This window comes from Nonomuraea sp. NPDC048892 (genome assembly GCF_040649735.1).
Classification (GTDB): domain Bacteria; phylum Actinomycetota; class Actinomycetes; order Streptosporangiales; family Streptosporangiaceae; genus Nonomuraea; species Nonomuraea maheshkhaliensis.
Genome location: NZ_JBEZFZ010000004.1, coordinates 122,865 through 140,858 on the forward strand (window position 1 = coordinate 122,865; position 17,994 = coordinate 140,858).

The following is a 17,994-nucleotide window of genomic DNA, read 5'->3' on the forward strand; positions in this document are numbered from 1 at the left end:
CGCGGCGGCGCAAGTACTTGCTATCTTGTGTCAAGTGACGACCACGGAAGACCACGTCGAGCTGGTGGCCGAGCTGGTGCGCCTGCTGGAGACGCGCATCCTCGACCCGCTGGAGATCCTGCTGACCTCCGACGAGCTGCTGAGCCCCGTCAGGGCGCGGCTGCGCGTGGAGGCCGAGGTGTGGGCCGCGCAACTGCTGGGCGCCGACAGGGAGCGGGCCACCGCGACCGCGGCCAGGCTCATCGGCGTGCTCTTCCCCGGCGACGGGCCATTCGACCCGCCCGACTCGTGGTGGCGAAGCGCGCTCGGCCGGGCCGTGGCCCGCACGGCCGGGCACCCCACGGCGGCGGCGGTGCCGTACGCCACGGCGGGCGCGATGCTCGGCATCACCCGGCAGGGCGTGCACGACCTGGTCAAGCGGGGCAAGCTCGACCGGCACCCCGACGGCGGCGTCACCACCTCCTCCATTCGCGACCGGCTCAACCGACCCCAGGAGAGCATCCCGTGGCACCGCAAGACCTGATCATCGATGACCGCCCCGTCAGCCTTGCCGTCCGCGATCACGGCGGCGACGGGCCTCCCGTGCTGCTGCTGCACGGCCTCGGCGGCACCCTGCTGCACTGGGACGCCCTCGCGCCGCTGCTGACGGGCAGTCGCCGCGTCGTGGCGATGGACCTGCGCGGCCACGGCCGCTCGGGCGACGGCCCGTGGGACTGGGAGGCCGTCCTCGACGACGTGCAGGCCGTCGTCGACCACCTCGGCCTGGACGCGCCCCTGGTGGCCGGACACTCGCTCGGCGGCATGATCGCGATTCGCTGGGGCCTGCGTCACCCGGACGGCCCGGGGATCGTCAACCTCGACGGCCTGCGCTCGGCCGAGACCGCGCCGCGCCACTACGCCGGCCTCGCGGAGGAGGAGGTGACCGCGCTGCTGGCGGAGCTGAAGGCCGTCTTCGACGCCCAGGCCGCGGCGATGGCCCAGCCGCTGCCCGAGGAGCACGTCGCGATGTTCCCCCAGCGGGCGCTGCGCCACACGGCCGACGGCGTCTACGCGCGCCCCGACGCCGAGCTGGCCGCGCGGGTCAGGTCCGACCCGCACTTCCAGGACAGCGTCCCCGCGGTGGCGGACCTGCGCTGCCCGGCCCTGTTCGTGCTGGCCACCAGGAACCTGCCGGGGCTGCCCGGCCGGACCGGCGACCTCATGCCGGCGCTGCGCGCGGGCATCCGCCGCGACCTGACGGCGCTCACCGCCGACCGCCCGCACCTGCGCGTGCTCGAACTGGACGCCAGCCACAACATGCTCGATGAGCAGCCCGAGCGCATCGCCGAAGCCGTGCTGTCACTGCGCGCACAGCCTGCCGGGGCCTGAACACCGGGGCCGATCATTGGGGTCCACCGGGCTGATCGCCGGCCCGATCATAGGGGCCTGATCTACTGGGCCGGCAGGTTCTTGAGCGCCTCGCGGCGGCTGAGCCCCGAGATGCCCTTGGCCTTCACGTAGCGGATCACCTCGCCGGGATTGGTCTTGGCGAACTCGCGTAAGGCCCAGCCGATCGCCTTGCGGGCGAAGAAGTCGTTGTCCGAAAGACTCGGCTCGATGCACGCGTACAACAGAGCCGTGTCCGTACGCGACTTGAACCGGTTCTGGCACAGGATGGCCGTGCGCCGCTTCCACAGGTCGTCGTCGTGCGCCCACTCCAGCATGAGCGGCCGCATCGAGTCGGGATAGACGGCCAGCAGCCCGCCGACGCGATGGGTGGCCAGCTCGTCGACCAGGTCCCACCAGGCGCCGGTGACGATCATCTCCTCGTACATCGGCACGGTGTAGAGGGTCTGGAACTCCCGGTAGAGGTGATAGCCGGACAGCTCGACGGCGGCGTAGCGCTCCTCGCGGAATTCGGCCTCGCGCCACAGCGACAGCACGGCGCGCCGCCACTCGGGAGCGCTGCCCAGCCGGTGTTCGGCGAACACCTTCCGCAGCGCCGCCCGCCGGGGTACCGCCTTGACGCCGAGGAAGGGCATGGTGGACTTCATGTAGGCGCGCATGGTCTCGGCCTTGGCGGGCTCGGCCGCCTCCTGCAGTGCCAGGCGCACCGCCTTGCCGAGGCTCATCCCTTTTGGGTGGTGCGCTCGCCGGTGGCGAGCCCGTCGAAGAGCACGGTGATGTAGTGCTCCGCCAGGCCGGCCGTGTTGAGCCTGCCGCCGGGGCGGAACCAGCGCACCGCCACCCAGATCGTGTCCCTGATCATCCGGTAGGTCAGCTTGGGGTCGACGTCGGCCCGGAACAGCCCGGCCGCCTGCCCCGCCTTGATCTGCGAGACCCAGATCTGCTCGACCTCGTCCTCGGCCTTGACCAGGTAGTTGAAGCGCTCGAACTGGCGCAGGTAGTTCCAGTCGTTCTGCATCACCGTGATGGCGGCGCGGTGGGGCTCCAGCGTGCCGAAGCCGATGCGCACCATCTCCGACAGCACGGTGCGGGGGTCGGCCTTGGTGTCGAGGGCGGCGCGGTAGCGGGCGATGAGGTCGTCGAGGAAGGTGGACAGCACCTCGTCGACGATCGTCTCCTTGGAGTCGAAGTGGTGGTAGAGACTTCCGGAGAGGATGCCCGCCTCGTCGGCGATCTCGCGTACGGTCGTGGCCTGGAAGCCCTTGCGCGCGAAGAGCTCCGCAGCGAGCTTGACGAGGTGGTCGCGACGCTCGGACGCCGACCCCGATGAGGTCGCGCGCTGGCGCTTGGCCGGGGCGGCGGTGGTGCCGGAGTTCTTTCGCGTGGTCACGACACCATTATGAGCCATCGGACAATCGCTTGTTCACCTTACCGGCCCAGCTCATACGGCATTCCCGCACATACCAAGCGCTTGCTACGATATCGGGATGAGTGAGGCGTACATCGTCGGCGCCGTCCGCACCCCCGTCGGGCGCAGGAACGGCGGGCTGTCCGGAGCCCACCCCGCCGACCTCGGCGCGCACGTGCTCAAAGAGCTGATGTACCGCGCCGACGCCGACCCGTCCGCCGTCGAGGACGTGATCTTCGGCTGCGTGGACACCATCGGCCCCCAGGCCGGCGACGTCGCGCGCACCTGCTGGCTCGCGGCGGGCCTGCCGGAGGAGGTGCCGGGCGTCACGATCGACCGCCAGTGCGGCTCCTCGCAGCAGGCGCTGCACTTCGCCGCCCAGGCCGTGCTGTCCGGCACGAACGACCTGGTGGTGGCCGGGGGTGTGCAGAACATGAGCATGATCCCCATCTCCTCCGCGATGCTCGCGGGCCGGCCGCTCGGGCACGAGACGCCGTTCTCCGGTTCCAAGGGCTGGGCGCAGCGGTACGGCACCCAGGAGGTCTCCCAGTTCACCGGCGCCGAGCTGATCGCCGAGCGCTGGGGCATCTCGCGCGAGGAGATGGAACGGTACGCGTACGAGTCGCACCGCCGGGCCCTGCACGCCATCGACGCCGGGCACTTCGGGCGCGAGATCGCCCCCTTCGAAGGCGTCGCCGTGGACGAGGGCCCGCGCAGGGACACCACCCGCGAGCGGATGGCCGCGCTCAGGCCACTGACGGACGGCGGCCGCCTGACCGCCGCCCTGGCCTCCCAGATCTCCGACGGCGCCGCCGCCCTGCTCGTCGCCTCGCCCCGCGCGGTGCGCGAGCACGGCCTGACGCCGCGCGCCCGCGTGCACCATTTGTCGGCGCGCGGCGACGACCCGATCATGATGCTCTCCGCTCCCATCCCCGCCACCGTGCACGCGCTCGGGATGACCGGCCTGTCCATCGGGGACTTCGACGCGATCGAGATCAACGAGGCGTTCGCCTCCGTCGTGCTGGCCTGGATGCAGGAGACCGGCGCCGACCCCGCCAAGGTCAACCCGAACGGCGGCTCCATCGCCCTCGGCCATCCGCTCGGCGCGACCGGCGCCGTGCTGGCGGTCAAGCTGCTGCACGAGCTGGAGCGGACCGGCGGCAGGTACGGCCTGCTCACCATGTGCGAGGGCGGCGGACAGGCGAACGTCACGATCATCGAACGACTCGCCACGCCCGGCCCGGAATCGCCCTGACGGACCGGGGCCTGGGGGTGGGGGCCTGGGGGTGGGGGACGCCCGGTTCGACATGGGCCGGGCGGATGGCGAGCCAGGGCCGGCCGGGGGTCAGGAGCCGGGCGGATCGTGAGCCGGGCTCGCTATGAGTCGGGTCTGTCATGATAAGAAACGGGCTGACGTCAGAAAATGCCTCTAGCAAATAGGAAACTTTCCTATTAGATTGCAGACCATGCCCCTGAGCGGTGACCTGCTTCGCCTCGCCGACGCCGTCCTCTTCCCCGGTTTCACCGGACACGACCCTCCCGACTGGATCCGCCGCCGGCTCGGCGCGGGGCTGGCCGGCGTGGTGCTGTTCTCGCGCAACATCGCCGACCCCGCGCAGGTGGCCCGGCTCACGGCCGCCCTGCGCGCGGAGAACCCCGAGGTGCTCGTCGGCACCGACGAGGAGTCCGGCGAGGTCACCAGGCTGGAGGCGGACACCGGCAGCAGCCGCCCCGGCGGATACGCGCTCGGCGTCGTGGACGACGTGGACCTCACCGAGTCGCTGGCCGCCGGCCTCGGCGCGGACCTGGCCGGGGCGGGCATCTCCCTCGACTTCGCCCCCTCCGCCGACGTCAACTCCAACCCGGACAACCCGGTCATCGGGCTGCGGGCCTTCGGCGCGGACCCGGCGCTGGTCGCCCGGCACACCAGGGCGTTCGTCCGCGGGCTGCAGTCGGCCGGGGTGGCCGCCTGCGCCAAGCACTTCCCCGGGCACGGGGACACCTCCGTGGACTCGCACCACGGGGTGCCGGTCGTCGCCGAGAGCGGGATCGAGGACGCGCTGTTCCCTTTTCGCGAGGCCATCGCCGAAGGGGTCAAGGCGGTCATGACCGGCCACCTCCTGGTGCCGTCGTACGACGCCGAACTGCCCGCCACGCTCAGCCCCAAAGTGCTCACCGGGCTGCTGCGGGAGGAGCTCGGCTTCGACGGAATGATCATCACTGACGGCATCGAGATGGCCGCCGTGGCGGGCGCGTACGGGATCGGCGGCGCCTCCGCCCGAGCCCTGGCCGCCGGGGCGGACGCCATCTGCGTCGGCGGTGAGCACGCCGACGAGGCCACCGCGGCCGGGATCCGCGACGCGATCGCGGCGGCGGTGACCAGCGGGCTGCTGCCCGAGGAGCGACTGGCGGACGCCGCTCGCAGGGTCCGCGAGCTGGCCACGTGGGCCGCCTCCTCGGGCAGTCCGGCCCCCGCTGACGGCCACGTCGGCCTGACCGCGGCCCGCCGGGCGATCCGCCTCACCCGCCGCTCCACCGCGGCCGTGCTCCCGCTCGGCCCCGAGCCCTGCGTGGTGGAGCTGGCGCCGGAGATGAACCTGGCCATCGACAGGAAGACCCCGTGGGGCGTCGGCGAGCCCCTGACCCGGCTGCGCCCCGGCACCTCCACCGTCCGCCTGACGGCGGGCCGGACCACCGGCCCCGAGCTGGAGCGGGTGATCGGCCGGGCCGCCGGCCGTCCGCTGGTCGTGGTGGTCAGGGACGTGCACCGCCACCGCTGGCAGTCGGAGGCCCTGAGCCACCTGCTCAGCGCCCGCCCCGACGCCGTGGTCGTGGAGATGGGCCTGCCCGCCAGGTCCGACCTGGGGGCCGTGCACATCGCCACGTACGGCTCCGCGCGGGTCTGCGGCCAGGCCGCGGCGGAGGTGCTGACCGGTAGTCTCTGAGATCGTGAACTTCGACGGCGAGGACCTCTCACACAAGGCGCTGGGCGACCGGCTTCCCCAGGGGGAGACCCACGTCTTCCGCGAGTGCGACCTGACGGAGACCGACCTGTGGGGCGCCTCGCTGGCCGGGGCGCGGTTCGAGTCGTGCGTGCTGGAGCAGACCGACTTCCGCAAGGCCGACCTCGACGGGGCGGTCTTCAAGGGCGGCGGCGGGATGCGCATCAGGTTCAGCGACGCCGACCTCATCGACGCGACCTTCACCGATGTGGACCTGTCGTCGGCCCGGTTCGGCGGCGCGCTGCTGACCGACGTCTCCTTCACCGGCTGCCGCATGATCGGTGCCTCGCTCACCGGCTCCAGGGGCACCGGCTTCAAGGTCGCGCGCTCCAACCTGACGCTGGCCAACCTCGGCGGCTGCTCGCTGCGCGGCGAGGTGATCGAGGGCGTGCGCTTCGACGACGCCGACCTGTCCGGCTGCGACTTCACCCAGGCCACGCTGAGCGACTGCCGGCTCATCGGCGCGCGGCTGCTGCTGACCAAGTTCCAGCAGGCCGACCTGCGCGGGGCCGATCTGGGGCAGCCGGACGACGACAGGCTGCGCGCGTTCGCGGGTGCCGTGATCAACCAGACGCAGGCCAACGCCATCCTCGCGGCCCGCGGCATCACCGTCCTGTAGCCGCCGCGTCGTACGTGGCGTCACCGTCCTGTGGGTGCCTCGTCCTGGAGGGACGTGCTCGCGGGCAGTCGGGCCAGTGTCGCCTCCGCCTCCGCCATGACGCGCTCGACCAGCTCACGGCAGGACGGCAGGTCGTCGATCACCGTGACCACCTGCCCCGAGGCCATCACCCCCAGGTCCACTCTGCCCTCCACCATGGCCGCCCGCAGCAGCACCGGTGTGTTCGCCGCCTGCAGCACCTGCGCCCACGTCAGCTCGCGGCCCCGCCGCATCCGCCGTCCCTCGCGCAGCATCGACCGCCAGGACAGCCCCGACAGCCGCTTGAACCTGGCCCCGTTCACCACCGCCCTGACCAGGCGGGAACGTTCGAGCGAGGCCACGAACGGCGTGCTCAGCACCCGGTGTGGCACCCCGTCCACGTCGCGGGTCACCACGGTCTCGCGCGCCGCCAGGTAGAACCGCTTCACCTCGTCGGGCACCGGCGAGTCGGCGGTCAGCAGGAACCGGGTGCCCATGGCGATCCCGCAGGCCCCGTACGCCAGCGCCGCCACCAGCCCGCGCCCGTCGAAGAAGCCGCCCGCCGCGATCACCGGGATGTCCACCGCGTCCACGACCTGCGGCAGCAGCAGGGTGGTCGCCACCGGCCCCGTGTGCCCCCCGCCCTCGCCGCCCTGTACGATCACCGCGTCGGCGCCCCACGCCGCGACCTTCTCCGCGTGCCGGCGCGCCCCCACCGACGGGATCGTCACCACGCCCGCGTCCTTGAGCCGGGCGATCAGCTCGCGGCGCGGCGCCAGCGCGAACGACGCCACCCGCACGCCCTCCTTGATCAGCACCTCGATCCTGGCCGCCGCGTCGTCGGCGTCGGTGCGCAGGTTCACCCCGAAGGGGGCGTCCGTCCGCTCCTTGACCCGCCTGATCGCCGCGGTCATCTCGGGCACCGACATGGTGGCCGACCCGATCACGCCCAGGCCGCCCGCCGCCGACGTGGCCGCGGCCAGCCGGGCCCCGGCGACGTACCCCATGCCGGTCTGCACGATCGGATGCCGGCAGCCGACCAGCGACGTCAGCGCGGTCCTCACGCCGGCACCTCCCGGTCGCGCAGGCGACCGGGGTCGAGGCGGTCGAGCACGCGCAGCTCCTCCTCGGTCGGCTCCCGCGTACGGGGGACGCCGTCGCCGGCGCCGGCCAGCTCGAACCCGGTCGCGGCGACCACGTCGGCCACGCTCACCCCAGGATGCGTCGACACCAGCCGCATCGCCCCGCCGGGCCCGCCGAAGTCGAGCACGGCCAGGTTCGTCACCACCCGGCGCAGCTCGAACGCGCCCCTGTCGGTGCCGAGCCCGCTGACCATGTCCACCTCGGGGACGAACACCCTGGTCGAGTGCCGGGGGATCCAGTAGCTCGTCGGGTCGCAGCGGGTGTTCCCCGGGGCGCCGCGCACACCGAGCAACTGCGCCTTGGGCCTGGCCCAGTCGCCGACGCAGGAGATGTTCGTGTTGCCGTGCCGGTCGATCTGGCTGGCTCCGAGCATGACGTGCCGCCGCCCGTTCAGCACCAGCCACAGGTGCTCGCGGAAGGGCAGCCACCCCTCCACCACCTGCGGTGCCTCGCCGAGCGCGGGCACGTCGCCGGTGAGCAGGCAGACGCCGTCGTGGGTGAGCAGGTCAGGTTCGAACGTGAGCCGGGCCAGCCGCGCGGCCAGCACCGTGACCGCCCCGCCGATCCCGGCCGCGAGGATCTCCCCGTCGCCCCTGAACGCCTCCGCGCAGGCCACCACGCACACGTCAGCCCTGCTCACGGAAGTCCTCCCACGGCGTCTCCACGTATCGCCGCTGCTCGGCCTCGTCGCGGCCGTAGTCGGGCTCGCACGAGGTGAACCCGGCTCCGCCCGGCGCCTCCACCACGCCCGCCACCATCGAGCGGCTGATCAGCAACGACTGCACCGGCCCCTCCTTCAGCAGGTCCGCCGGGTCCACCAGCCGCTCGCACGAGACGTAGCAGCGCCCGGCGGCCTTGGCGTAGAGGTCGTCGAAGTACGGGTCGGGGCCCAGGTATTGGGCGTTGCCCCGCGCGTCGGCCCGGTTCACGTGCACGAGCGCCACGTCGGGCCTCAGCGCCGGCACCGCCACCAGCTCCTCCCCGTCCGCGTACGGCGACCGCACGGTCCGCAGCTCCGGATTGACCCGCATCACGTCCGAGCCCATCCCGGCCCGCGTCGGCAGGAACGGCAGCCGGTGCGCCCCGGCCAGCAGGCCGAACATGAACATGCCCTCGTCGTACTCGGTGAACTCGATCGCCCCCGTCTGGCGGGCCCTTCTGAAGTGCGGTTCGAGGGGGATGGAGTCGAGGGTCACGAACGGGGCCACGACCCTGCGCACCTTTCCCGCCGCGCAGAGCATGCCGACGTCGGGGCCGCCGTACGAGATGAGGGTGAGGTCGCGGACGGGGGAGCGGAGCAGGGCCTGGACGAGAGCCATGGGCTTGCGGCGCGAGCCCCAGCCGCCGATCCCGACCGCCATCCCGCTCTCCACGGACGCGGCCACCTGCTCGGCCGTCATCACCTTGCTCCCCGGGCGTGCTCCCAGATCGGCCGCCGGTTCGTTGGCCGATGCGCTCACTCGAACCGCTCCCTGTGCCGCTCGCCGATGCCCAGGAGGTTCAGCTCGAAGGTGAAGCCCTGCTCGAAGCGGTAGCTGCGGTTGACGTCCATCGGGTCGATGCCGTTGAGCGACTCCTTCGCGCGCCGGATCACGTACGGGTCCTTGGCCGCGATCTGCCCCGCCACCTCCATCGCCGTCTCGTGCAGCTTGTCGCGCGGCACCACCTCCAGGACGGACCCGAAGGCGTGCAGTTCGGCGGCGGTGACGTTTCTGCACGTGTAGACCATGGCTCGGACGAGATGCTGCGGCACCAGCCTGGACAGGTGCGTGGCGGCTCCCAGCGCGCCTCTGTCCACCTCGGGCAGGCCGAAGTAGGCGTCCTCGCCGGCCACCACCACGTCCGCGTTCCCCACCAGCCCGACGCCGCCGCCCAGGCAGTGCCCGTGCACGGCCGCGATCACCGGCACCGCGCACTCGTACACGGCGGCGAACGCCTCGTAGCAGGCCCGGTTGGCCCCGACCAGCGCGGCGTGCCCCTCGCTGTCGCGCATCTCCTTGATGTCCACTCCGGCGTTGAACCCGCGCCCTTCGGCCCGCAGCACGACTACCCGGGTCGCGGGGTCCTCGCCGGCCGCCCGCACGAGGCGGGCCAGCTTCTCCCAGTCCCGCACGGCCAGTGCGTTCACCGGCGGCAGGTCAACGACCACCTCGGCGACCGCTCCGCCCAGCAACGTGATGCCCATCTCCCCCCTTACCTAACGCTTGCTTGGTACGGTAGCACTCGTGACCGTGACTTACGACTACGCGGGCAAGCGCGTCCTGGTGACCGGCGGCACCAAGGGAATCGGCGCCGGCATCGCCGCCGCCTTCGCCTCGGCCGGCGCCGAGGTCACCGTCTGCGCCAGAACCCCACCCACCGCCCGTGACCATCACTCCGGCGATACCGGAGCGGTCGGGCGGGGCGCCGTCCCGGCCGGGGGGTTCCGTTTCGTCCAGGCCGACGTGCGCGATCCTTCGGACGTCGAGCGGCTGATCTCGGGGTTCGACCGGCTCGACGTCGTGGTCAACAACGCGGGCGGCTCGCCCCCCGCACCCTTGGAGGGCACGTCGCCGCGCCTGCACGCCCGCGTCATCGAGCTCAACCTGACGGCTCCGCTGCTGGTCTCGCAGTGCGCGTACCCGCTGCTCGCCGAGGCGGGCGGGGCCGTGGTGATGATCGGCAGCGCCAGCGGCGCCCGCCCCTCACCCGGCACCTCCGCGTACGGCGCCGCCAAAGCCGGCCTGCACCACCTGGCCCGCTGCCTGGCCGCCGAGTGGGCCCCCCGGGTGCGGGTCAACACGGTCGTCGTGGGCCTGGCCACCACCCGGGACGCCGACACCCGGGACGCCGGATCCCAGGATGCCGGAGCCCGGGACCTCGGCACTCGGGGCGCCGGTGCCCACGGCGCGGCGGACCACTATGGCGGCCGGGCGGATCTCGACGGCCGGGCCATCCCGGCCGGGCGGATGGCCACACCGGCCGACGTGGCCCAGGCCTGCCTGTGGCTGGCTGCCCCCGGCTACGTGACCGGCGCGGAGGTGCGAGTGGACGGCGGCGGCGAGATCCCCGCCTGGCGCCACCTCGTCGCGGAGTGACCGGCGACCGGCACGGGAGCGGAGCGGCCCCTGACGCTGTGGCCCCATGCGCCGATCGGTGCGGACCTCAGCGCCGGGGCGGCAGGGGACGCGCGGGACCAGCGCGCGGACGCCGGGCGGTGTGAGGTCAGCGCAGAGACGAGCGGGCGGTGGGGGATCAGCGCAGGGAAGACCGGGCGGTGGGGCGCAGGCGCAGCCGCTCCGTGGGCGCGGTCAGGTACGGCTTCAGCATCGGCAGCTCCACCTCCCGCTCCTCCTCCGGAGTCTCGAAACGGGCGAACCACACGAACACGTTCACCCCCGTCCTCACGGGCAGTCGCGGATAGGTGTTCTCCGCGTGCTCGCTCTCCAGGCAACCCACCGGCCGCACCCCCGCCTCGGCCAGCGCCGGCAGGGTCTCCCGCGCGAAGAGTCCGGCGAAGCCGTCTCCGGCCACGTGATGGATCGTGGCTACGTAGAGTGACGAGGGCAGTTCCTTCGCCCCCACCGGAGGCCGTTCACCGAAAGGCAGCTCCGGTCCGGCGGGCCGCAGCAGCAGCACGTCGTCGGAGTCGACCATCGTGCCGTTGGCCGTGTCACGGTTGGCCAGCCAGGTCGGGCCGCTGTAGAAGTCGGTCAGCGCCGCCCGCCGCGACTCCATGTTGGGAAAGGCCCGCAACCAGGGGAAGGTGTCCGGCTCGCCGTCCTCGCGGAAGGATCCGGCGACCCGCATGCCGGTGGCCTCCTGCGTCTCGATGAACTCCCGCTCGAACAGCTCGATGAGGACGTCACGCCGCCCGGGGCGCATCTGGTAGCGCCGTAGTTCGTAGATCATGCGCCGGACGTTAGGGCCGGGTCACTGACATCCCGTGTCAGCGTAAGCTTCGAACAATATTCTGATCACGCACAGCTACTAATCGACCACGCAACGCTATATGCTCGCACTGACCTTGATCCCCTGAGGTCCAAGGAAGGTCAAGGGGGCGGTGTGCGCTCAGGGCCCTGCGAGCGCCGTCTCCGAGCTCTTCCCCAACTGGCGAAGGAGCAGAAGTGATCAGAAGGGTGTGCGCCGCCGCGGCCGTGCTGGCAGCGGTCGCCGGCGGCACACTACTGGCAGTCCCCGCTCACGCTGACGACGACTGGATCAGCCCGTGGACCGGCGCCGACTGGTCCGCGAACCGGAGCGGCAACAGCGATTCGTCCCAGTCGGGAAACAACTTCGGGGACGTCCTGGCCGGCAACCACGGCTCAGGACACTCGACCAACGTCAACAACGTCAACGGCATCGCGCCGACCGCCACCTACGGCGGCATCACGGTGACGTACATCTTCCACTGACCCGCTGGCGTCCCGAAACAGCACTACGAAAGGGCAAGCACCATGATGAAGAAGCTCTGCGTGACCGGTCTCATCGCCGCCGCGGCCGGCGTGACCCTGCTGTCCGCCCCCGCCCAGGCCGACACGAACGCCGGCAACACCAGCTCCAACCGCGGCTCCTCGCAGTCGGGCAACAACTTCGGCAACGTCGTCAACTCCAACGTGAACGGCCTCGGCGCCACCGCGATCAACAACGTCAACGGCAACGCCGTGACGGGCACCAACGGCAGCGACGTGGCCGTCGACGACGTGGTCGACTAGTCCGGCTCCCGCGCCGCGGACCTGACGGAAGGCGGCGCGCTCGTGCGGGGTAGGGGGCGGGCCGGGCCGAAAAGGCCCGGCTCGCACCGTAATAGCATCTTTGCGTGACTCTCTGCGCCTATGCCACGTTTGAGAACTTTCGTGAGGACGACGAGCTCGACCTGGTCCTGACCGCCTGGAAAGAGGCCGGGATCGACGGGCGCGCCGAGCGCTGGGACGACCCGGCGGTCGACTGGAGCGCGTACGACGCCGTCGTCGTCCGTTCCGTCTGGGACTACATCCTGCGGCGGGAGGAGTTCCTGGCGTGGGCGCGCGGCGTGGAGTCCGTCACGCGGCTGCTGAACCCGTACGCGGTGCTGGAGTCGAACACCGACAAGACCTACCTGCGCGACCTGGGTGTGCCGATCGTGCCCACGCACTGGTCGTCGCGGGGGCTGCCCGACTGGCCGGAATACGTCGTCAAGCCGACCGTCTCCGGCGGGGCCCGCGACACCGTCAGGACCGCCGACCGCGCCGAGGCGGAGGCGCTGGCCGCGGCGCTGGAGGCCGCGGGGCGCGCGCCGATGGTGCAGCCGTACCTCGACATGGTGGAGTCGGAGGGCGAGACCTCGCTGCTGTTCTTCAACGGCCGCCTCAGTCACGCCGTCCGCCGCAGGCCCATGCTCGCCCGCGGGGCGGGCCCCGGCGACATCTCGCGGGCCCGGCTCCGCACGCCGGCTCCGGACCAGGTCGACCTCGCCGAGAAGGTGCTCACCGCCGTACCCCATGTCCTTCTCTACGCCAGGGTCGATCTGGTCCGGCTCCCCGGCGGCGCGCCCGCCGTCATCGAGCTGGAGCTGACCGAGCCCGCCCTCTACCTGCGCCACGAGCCGTCGGCGGCGGCGAGCTTCGCCAGGGCGCTGCGCGAGCTGCTCTGATCAGCAGGAGATCCCGCCGTCCACCGGGATGACCGTGCCGGTGAGGTACGCCCCCGCCCGCGAGGCCAGGTAGATGGCCGCGCCCGCCATGTCCTCAGGCCGCCCGATGCGCCCCAGCGGGACGCTCGCGGCGATGCTCGCGCGGGTGGCGGGGTCGTCGAGCGCGAACGCCATCATCTTCGACTCGAACGGCCCCGGCGCGATGGCGTTGACCGTGATGTGCTCGCCGGCCAGGCGCTTGGCCAGGTGGCGGGTGAGCATGTGGACGGCCGACTTCGTCGCGGAGTAGGCGTAGCTCTCCAAGGCCGGCACCCTGAGCCCGTCGATCGAGCCGACGTTGATCACCCGGGCCGGGTCGTCGGCGCCGGCGGCCTGGCGCAACTGCGGCAGGAACCGCTGGGTCAGCTGGAACACCCCCTTGACGTTGATGTTCCACAGCTTGTCGAAGGCGCTCTCCGGATATTCCTCCAGCGGCGCGCCCCACGTCGCCCCCGCGTTGTTCACCAGCACGTGCAGCGGCCCGTCCACCGCCGACACCAGCCGGTCCAGCCCCTCGGGCGTGGACAGGTCGGCCGGCACGGCGGAGCAGCCGAGCTCGGCGGCCGTCTTCTCCACCTCGGCCGTTTTGCGGGCGGAGATGTGCACGGTCGCGCCCGCCTCGACGAACCCGGCGGCGATCATGCGCCCGATGCCGCGCGAACCGCCGGTGACGACGACGTTCTTGCCTTCCACTGAGAACAGAGTCATGTTCTGGGAGCATGCCATACCGACCGGTCGGCTGTCAGGGTCGGACGCTCACACTCCGGGCAGGCGGCCGTTGCGGAACAGGTCGACGAACCGCTGATGATCGTCCCTGGCCCGCGCCCCGTACCGATGGGCGAAGTCCACCAGCATGGCGACGAATCCGGACCTGTCCGCGCCGATCACCGCCACGATCGCCTTCTCCGTCGAGAAGTCCACCAGGTCGTGGCTGGACTCGTCGTCGGCCACCGCGTGCATGCGGGCCACCGCCCGCCCCAGGTCCTGCACGATCGAGCGCAGCTCCGCCGGCTCGTTGACGTCGTCCCAGTCGAGGTCGGCCGAGTACGGGGACACCTCGGCCACCAGCTGCCCCACTCCGCCGAGCGAGGTGTATCCCAGCCACGGATCGGCGTAGGCCTGCAGCGCCCGCTGCGACTCGGCCGTGCGGTGCCCCTGGTGCAGGAAGTAGGAGGTGACCTTCTCGTCGGAGATGTAGCGCGCCACCGCGGGGGCCGCCGCCTGCTTCATGTAGAGGATCACGTCGTTCTCCAGCGCCTGCGAGCGCCCTTCGAGCAGCAGGTTGTACGACGGCAGCCCCGCCGACCCGATGCCCACGCCCTTGCGCAGCGCCACGTCCTTGATCGTCTGCTCGTGCGGCGCGAGCGGCGCCGGCAGCGTGGCCAGGTAGTCGTCGAAGGCCGCCAGCACCGCCAGCCGCGTCGCCTCGTCCACCGGCTCGCGCCCCTCCATGAGCGCGAAGCGCCGGTCGTAGTCGTCGATCACCGTTTCGACGTCGAGCAGCGCCACCCTGGTGCTCAGCCGGGCCCGCTGCAGCACCCGGTGCAGCACGCCGGTGGTGGTGTCGAGCGTGAGCGAGCCGATCGCGTCGTCGCCACCGGCCGCGATGGCGCCCAGTTCGACCAGGTACGCCCCGGCGAAGTCGGTCACCAGCACGCTGATCGAGTCGTCGGACAGCGCCTTGGCGTACCCGAGCAGGGCCAGGCTGGCCGCGAACCGCTTGAGGTCCCAGACGTAGGGGCCCACGTACGCCTCGTCGAAGTCGTTGACGTTGAAGACGAGGACGCCGGAGGCGTTCATGTAGGTGCCGAAGTTCTCCGCGTGCAGGTCGCCGTGGATCCACACCCGGCTGGTCGGCCCGTCGAGGTAGGACTCGTCGGCGAAGGATCCGGTCATGTCCGCGTAGAACAGGCAGGCGCTGCCCCGGTAGAACGCGAAGGGGGAGGCCGCCATCTTCCTGAACTTCCGCCTGAACGCGGCGGGGTCTCGCTTGATCGACTCGCCGAACTCCGTCATGAGGACATCGAGCAGGAACGAAGAGCGTGTGCCCATGGTCCGGACACTAGATCCGGATCGCCCGTCCGGCCACCCTGGTCTTTCCCTGACAGGGGCGATCCGCGCCGGTCAGGGATGATTCCTGCGGGTTCACGGATGCTGCGAGGAGACGGAGACGACCTCGCCCGTCATGTACGAGGAGTAGTCGCTCGCCAGGAAGACGATCACGTTCGCCACCTCCCACGGCTCCGCCGACCGCCCGAACGCCTCCTTGGCCGCCAGCTCCGCCAGCAGCTCCTCACTGGTCACCTTCGCCAGGAACGGATGCACCGCCAGCGACGGCGCCACGGCGTTGACCCGCACCCCGTGCTCGGCCGCCTCCATCGCGACGCACCTGGTCAGCGCCATCACGCCGGCCTTGGCCGCGGCGTAGTGCGCCTGACCGCGCTGGGCCCGCCAGCCGACCACGGAGGCGTTGTTGACGATGACCCCGGAGCCCTGGGCGATCATCTGCCGCAGGGCCGCCCTGGTGCAGCGCATGGTGCCGTGCAGCGTGACGTCGATGACCGCGTGCCACTGCTCGTCGGTCATCTCGGCCAGCGGCGCGGTCCCGCCGAGCCCGGCGTTGTTGACCACCACGTCCAGCCGCCCGTGCGCCTCCACGACCGCGTCGAACAGCGCCAGCACCTGCGCCTCCGAGGTCACGTCGCAGGGGACGGCCAGCGGCTTGACCCCCGTCAGCTCGGTCAGCGCGTCGGCGGCGGCCGACAGGCGGCGCTCGTGCCGGTCGGAGACGACGATCGTGGCGCCCTCCTCGGCGCAGCGCCTGGCCGTGGCGTAGCCGATGCCGGCGCCCGCGGCGGCCGTGACGAGCGTGACCTTGCCGTCCAGCAGGCCGTGAGCCTTCGGCTGGGGCGGCGTCGGTCGGGATGGTGACATCGGCGGCTCCGATCAGCGGGGAAGTCCCAGGGTGCGCTCGGCGATGATGTTGCGCTGGATCTCGCTGGAACCGGCATAGATGGTGTCGGCCCGGCTGAACAGGTAGAGCCGCTGCAGCTCGTTCAGCCCGTCTGGGCCGCAGGCGAGCCCCGCCCGGCCCTGGACGGCCTGGGCCAGCTCGCCCAGCCTGCGGTGCCACTCCGACCAGTACAGCTTGGCGATCGACACCTCGGGTCCCGGGTCGGGGCCCAGCGTCCTGAGCGCGTTGAGCCGCATGATCCGCAGCTCCAGCCAGGCGCGTACGAGCCGGTCGCGCAGCACGGGGTCGGCGGCGGCGCCCGTGCGCCTGGCCGTCGCGATCACCGTGTCCAGCTCCCGCGCGAACCCGAGCTGCTGGCCGAGCGTGGAGGCCCCGCGCTCGTGGCCGAGCGTGGCCATGGCCACCCGCCAGCCGTCGCCCGGCGCCCCGAGGATGTTGCCCGCCGCCGTGCGCGCGCCGTCGAAGAAGACCTCGTTGAACTCCGAGGTGCCGGTCAGCTGCACGATCGGGCGCACCTCGACGCCGGGGCCGTTCATGGGCACCAGCAGGTACGACAGCCCGTGATGACGCCGGGAGCCCTCCTCCGTACGGCACAGGACGAAGCACCAGTCGGCCACGTGCGCCAGCGACGTCCACACCTTCTGGCCGGTGATCACCCATTCGCCCGCTTCGAGTCGGGCCCGCGTCTGGACATTGGCCAGGTCGGAGCCGGCCTCCGGCTCGGAGTAGCCCTGGCACCACAGCTCCTCGCCGCGCCGGATCGGGGGCAGGAAGCGCTCTTTCTGCTCGTCGGTGCCGAACTCCAGGATGGTCGGGCCGACCAGCCCTTCGCCGATGAGGCCCACCCGGGCGGGGGCGCCGGCTCTGGCGTACTCCTCGTGGAAGGCGACCTGGTCGGCGAGGGAGGCGGCGCGGCCGCCGTACCTCTCGGGCCAGCCCAGGCAGGTCCAGCCGTGCCGGCCGAGGTGGCGCTCCCACGCCTTTCGCCGCTCGAATCCCTCGTGCTCGCGCCCGGGGCCGCCGAGCCCCCTTGCGTCGGCGAACTCGCCGCGCAGGCTCTCCTCCAGCCAGGCCCTGGCCCGCTCACGAAGGCTCAAGGAACCCGCCGTTGAACGATCCGTACCCGCCGCGGAAGAACAGCAGCGGCCCGCCCTCGGCGAGCGTGTCGAGCTGGTGTACCCGGGCCACCACGATCATGTGGTCGCCCGCCACGTGCTCGGCCTCGACCACGCAGTCGAGCCAGGCGAGCGCGCCGTCGAGCACCGGGTTGCCGCCGGGGGAGCCGGTCCAGGCGAGGCCGGCGAACTTGTCGCCGCCCTTGCTCGCCATCTGCGCGCACACGTCCTGCTGGGTCTCGGCCAGCACGTTGACCGTGACGACCTTGGCGGCGCGTACCTTGGGCCAGCTCGTGCTGGTGTGCGCGACGCAGAAGGCCACCAGGGGCGGGTCCAGCGAGACCGAGGTGAAGGAGTTGGCGGCCAGGCCGCACGGCCGGCCGCTCAGCGGGTCGACGGCCGTGATCGCCACCACGCCGGTCGCGAACCTGCCCAGCACCTGCCGGAAGCGGCGGCTGTCGAGGTGGCCGTTCGGGCTGTGCTGGGATGGGCTCGTCGGCATGGCGGCTCCGTTGCGAGTCCTGCGCTGGTAGGGCGTCGGAAGGCCGCGGCAGCCGTCCGGCGCGATGAGCCGGGCAGCGTGTGTGCTCATGATCCGCCTCCTCGTACGCCGACTGCGCTCATCTTACCAAGCGCTTGCTTGGACGCTAGGGGGAAGCGGCGAAAGGTGTCAAGTCGC

At 72.0% G+C, this 17,994-nt stretch carries 21 protein-coding genes; 9 read left to right on the plus strand and 12 right to left on the minus strand.

The features are described from left to right. Positions 1-34 precede the first annotated feature (34 nt). Both AB0C28_RS14360 and AB0C28_RS14365 read left to right on the plus strand, forming a co-directional pair. Entirely contained in the window at positions 35-523 is a 489-nt protein-coding gene (locus AB0C28_RS14360) for a hypothetical protein (protein WP_346104233.1), read from the plus strand. After that, a complete protein-coding gene (locus AB0C28_RS14365; protein WP_358074588.1) occupies positions 505-1,368 on the plus strand; it encodes an alpha/beta hydrolase in 864 nt (287 codons plus the stop codon). Before AB0C28_RS14360 ends, AB0C28_RS14365 begins: the two co-directional genes overlap by 19 nt. A gap of 62 nt (positions 1,369-1,430) precedes the next feature. On the opposite strand, the gene AB0C28_RS14370 is transcribed toward AB0C28_RS14365, so the two are convergent. After that, a complete protein-coding gene (locus AB0C28_RS14370) occupies positions 1,431-2,111 on the minus strand; it encodes a DNA alkylation repair protein (protein ID WP_358074591.1) in 681 nt (226 codons plus the stop codon). Further along, complete coding sequence (locus AB0C28_RS14375) at positions 2,108-2,776, minus strand: TetR/AcrR family transcriptional regulator (RefSeq protein ID WP_346104227.1); 669 nt, start codon at positions 2,774-2,776, stop codon at positions 2,108-2,110. Before AB0C28_RS14375 ends, AB0C28_RS14370 begins: the two co-directional genes overlap by 4 nt. Positions 2,777-2,873: 97 nt before the next feature. Here AB0C28_RS14375 and AB0C28_RS14380 point away from each other — a divergent pair, with 97 nt between their 5' ends. The 3 genes from AB0C28_RS14380 (at position 2,874) to AB0C28_RS14390 (ending at position 6,415) form a co-directional block, all read left to right on the plus strand. Continuing rightward, positions 2,874-4,049 carry an acetyl-CoA C-acetyltransferase gene (locus tag AB0C28_RS14380; RefSeq protein WP_358074594.1) on the plus strand — a complete coding sequence of 392 codons (1,176 nt, stop codon included), beginning with the start codon at positions 2,874-2,876 and terminating at the stop codon, positions 4,047-4,049. A 211-nt stretch (positions 4,050-4,260) separates the two neighbouring features. Further along, positions 4,261-5,739, plus strand: coding sequence for a glycoside hydrolase family 3 N-terminal domain-containing protein (locus AB0C28_RS14385; protein ID WP_357837718.1), 1,479 nt, complete (start codon positions 4,261-4,263; stop codon positions 5,737-5,739). Positions 5,740-5,743: 4 nt separating this feature from the next. Next, positions 5,744-6,415: a pentapeptide repeat-containing protein gene (locus AB0C28_RS14390; RefSeq protein WP_357837715.1), complete on the plus strand. Its 672-nt coding sequence runs from the start codon at positions 5,744-5,746 to the stop codon at positions 6,413-6,415. Between the two features lie 20 nt (positions 6,416-6,435). On the opposite strand, the gene AB0C28_RS14395 is transcribed toward AB0C28_RS14390, so the two are convergent. From AB0C28_RS14395 to AB0C28_RS14410, 4 genes are read right to left on the minus strand one after another with little or no spacing between them, the layout of a single operon-like run. Next, positions 6,436-7,497 (minus strand): nitronate monooxygenase, encoded by a 1,062-nt coding sequence (locus AB0C28_RS14395; RefSeq protein ID WP_358074597.1) that lies wholly within the window; start codon positions 7,495-7,497, stop codon positions 6,436-6,438. Further along, complete coding sequence (locus AB0C28_RS14400) at positions 7,494-8,216, minus strand: CoA-transferase (protein ID WP_358074600.1); 723 nt, start codon at positions 8,214-8,216, stop codon at positions 7,494-7,496. Before AB0C28_RS14400 ends, AB0C28_RS14395 begins: the two co-directional genes overlap by 4 nt. Beyond that, a complete protein-coding gene (locus AB0C28_RS14405; RefSeq protein ID WP_357837709.1) occupies positions 8,203-8,976 on the minus strand; it encodes a CoA-transferase in 774 nt (257 codons plus the stop codon). The genes AB0C28_RS14400 and AB0C28_RS14405 overlap by 14 nt, the downstream gene beginning before the upstream one ends. Positions 8,977-9,032: 56 nt before the next feature. After that, on the minus strand, positions 9,033-9,761 hold the full coding sequence (locus AB0C28_RS14410) for an enoyl-CoA hydratase family protein (protein WP_358074603.1): 729 nt from the start codon (positions 9,759-9,761) through the stop codon (positions 9,033-9,035). Positions 9,762-9,801: 40 nt separating this feature from the next. Here AB0C28_RS14410 and AB0C28_RS14415 point away from each other — a divergent pair, with 40 nt between their 5' ends. Then, positions 9,802-10,653, plus strand: coding sequence for an SDR family oxidoreductase (locus tag AB0C28_RS14415; protein WP_358074606.1), 852 nt, complete (start codon positions 9,802-9,804; stop codon positions 10,651-10,653). Positions 10,654-10,810: 157 nt separating this feature from the next. Here the strand turns inward: AB0C28_RS14415 and AB0C28_RS14420 are convergent, their stop codons facing one another. After that, complete coding sequence (locus AB0C28_RS14420; protein ID WP_358074609.1) at positions 10,811-11,467, minus strand: NIPSNAP family protein; 657 nt, start codon at positions 11,465-11,467, stop codon at positions 10,811-10,813. A 215-nt stretch (positions 11,468-11,682) separates the two neighbouring features. Here AB0C28_RS14420 and AB0C28_RS14425 point away from each other — a divergent pair, with 215 nt between their 5' ends. The 3 genes from AB0C28_RS14425 (at position 11,683) to AB0C28_RS14435 (ending at position 13,187) form a co-directional block, all read left to right on the plus strand. Further along, positions 11,683-11,970 carry a hypothetical protein gene (locus tag AB0C28_RS14425; RefSeq protein ID WP_358074612.1) on the plus strand — a complete coding sequence of 96 codons (288 nt, stop codon included), beginning with the start codon at positions 11,683-11,685 and terminating at the stop codon, positions 11,968-11,970. Positions 11,971-12,012: 42 nt separating this feature from the next. Then, complete coding sequence (locus AB0C28_RS14430) at positions 12,013-12,270, plus strand: hypothetical protein (protein WP_357837695.1); 258 nt, start codon at positions 12,013-12,015, stop codon at positions 12,268-12,270. A gap of 104 nt (positions 12,271-12,374) precedes the next feature. Further along, complete coding sequence (locus AB0C28_RS14435) at positions 12,375-13,187, plus strand: hypothetical protein (protein ID WP_357837692.1); 813 nt, start codon at positions 12,375-12,377, stop codon at positions 13,185-13,187. On the opposite strand, the gene AB0C28_RS14440 is transcribed toward AB0C28_RS14435, so the two are convergent. The 5 genes from AB0C28_RS14440 to AB0C28_RS14460 form a co-directional block, all read right to left on the minus strand. Continuing rightward, positions 13,188-13,934 carry an SDR family oxidoreductase gene (locus AB0C28_RS14440; RefSeq protein WP_357837689.1) on the minus strand — a complete coding sequence of 249 codons (747 nt, stop codon included), beginning with the start codon at positions 13,932-13,934 and terminating at the stop codon, positions 13,188-13,190. It abuts the gene before it with no gap. 48 nt (positions 13,935-13,982) lie between these two features. After that, complete coding sequence (locus tag AB0C28_RS14445) at positions 13,983-15,278, minus strand: DUF2252 domain-containing protein (RefSeq protein ID WP_358074615.1); 1,296 nt, start codon at positions 15,276-15,278, stop codon at positions 13,983-13,985. Positions 15,279-15,371: 93 nt separating this feature from the next. After that, the gene (locus AB0C28_RS14450; RefSeq protein WP_358074617.1) at positions 15,372-16,160 is read right to left on the minus strand and encodes an SDR family oxidoreductase; all 789 of its coding nucleotides are present in this window, start codon (positions 16,158-16,160) and stop codon (positions 15,372-15,374) included. A gap of 12 nt (positions 16,161-16,172) precedes the next feature. Beyond that, positions 16,173-17,297: an acyl-CoA dehydrogenase family protein gene (locus AB0C28_RS14455; protein ID WP_358074620.1), complete on the minus strand. Its 1,125-nt coding sequence runs from the start codon at positions 17,295-17,297 to the stop codon at positions 16,173-16,175. Further along, the gene (locus AB0C28_RS14460) at positions 17,284-17,817 is read right to left on the minus strand and encodes a flavin reductase family protein (protein WP_357838016.1); all 534 of its coding nucleotides are present in this window, start codon (positions 17,815-17,817) and stop codon (positions 17,284-17,286) included. Before AB0C28_RS14460 ends, AB0C28_RS14455 begins: the two co-directional genes overlap by 14 nt. Positions 17,818-17,994: the final 177 nt, after the last annotated feature.

What these genes read in the sequence shown, in the direction of transcription:
- AB0C28_RS14370 (WP_358074591.1), bottom strand. Translation starts at nt 2,111, where the DNA reads ATGAGCCTCGGCAAGGCGGTGCGCCTGGCACTGCAGGAGGCGGCCGAG.
- AB0C28_RS14380 (WP_358074594.1), top strand. Translation starts at nt 2,874, where the DNA reads ATGAGTGAGGCGTACATCGTCGGCGCCGTCCGCACCCCCGTCGGGCGC.
- AB0C28_RS14385 (WP_357837718.1), top strand. Translation starts at nt 4,261, where the DNA reads ATGCCCCTGAGCGGTGACCTGCTTCGCCTCGCCGACGCCGTCCTCTTC.
- AB0C28_RS14405 (WP_357837709.1), bottom strand. Translation starts at nt 8,976, where the DNA reads ATGACGGCCGAGCAGGTGGCCGCGTCCGTGGAGAGCGGGATGGCGGTC.
- AB0C28_RS14410 (WP_358074603.1), bottom strand. Translation starts at nt 9,761, where the DNA reads ATGGGCATCACGTTGCTGGGCGGAGCGGTCGCCGAGGTGGTCGTTGAC.
- AB0C28_RS14420 (WP_358074609.1), bottom strand. Translation starts at nt 11,467, where the DNA reads ATGATCTACGAACTACGGCGCTACCAGATGCGCCCCGGGCGGCGTGAC.
- AB0C28_RS14430 (WP_357837695.1), top strand. Translation starts at nt 12,013, where the DNA reads ATGATGAAGAAGCTCTGCGTGACCGGTCTCATCGCCGCCGCGGCCGGC.
- AB0C28_RS14440 (WP_357837689.1), bottom strand. Translation starts at nt 13,934, where the DNA reads ATGACTCTGTTCTCAGTGGAAGGCAAGAACGTCGTCGTCACCGGCGGT.
- AB0C28_RS14445 (WP_358074615.1), bottom strand. Translation starts at nt 15,278, where the DNA reads ATGGGCACACGCTCTTCGTTCCTGCTCGATGTCCTCATGACGGAGTTC.
- AB0C28_RS14450 (WP_358074617.1), bottom strand. Translation starts at nt 16,160, where the DNA reads ATGTCACCATCCCGACCGACGCCGCCCCAGCCGAAGGCTCACGGCCTG.
- AB0C28_RS14460 (WP_357838016.1), bottom strand. Translation starts at nt 17,817, where the DNA reads ATGCCGACGAGCCCATCCCAGCACAGCCCGAACGGCCACCTCGACAGC.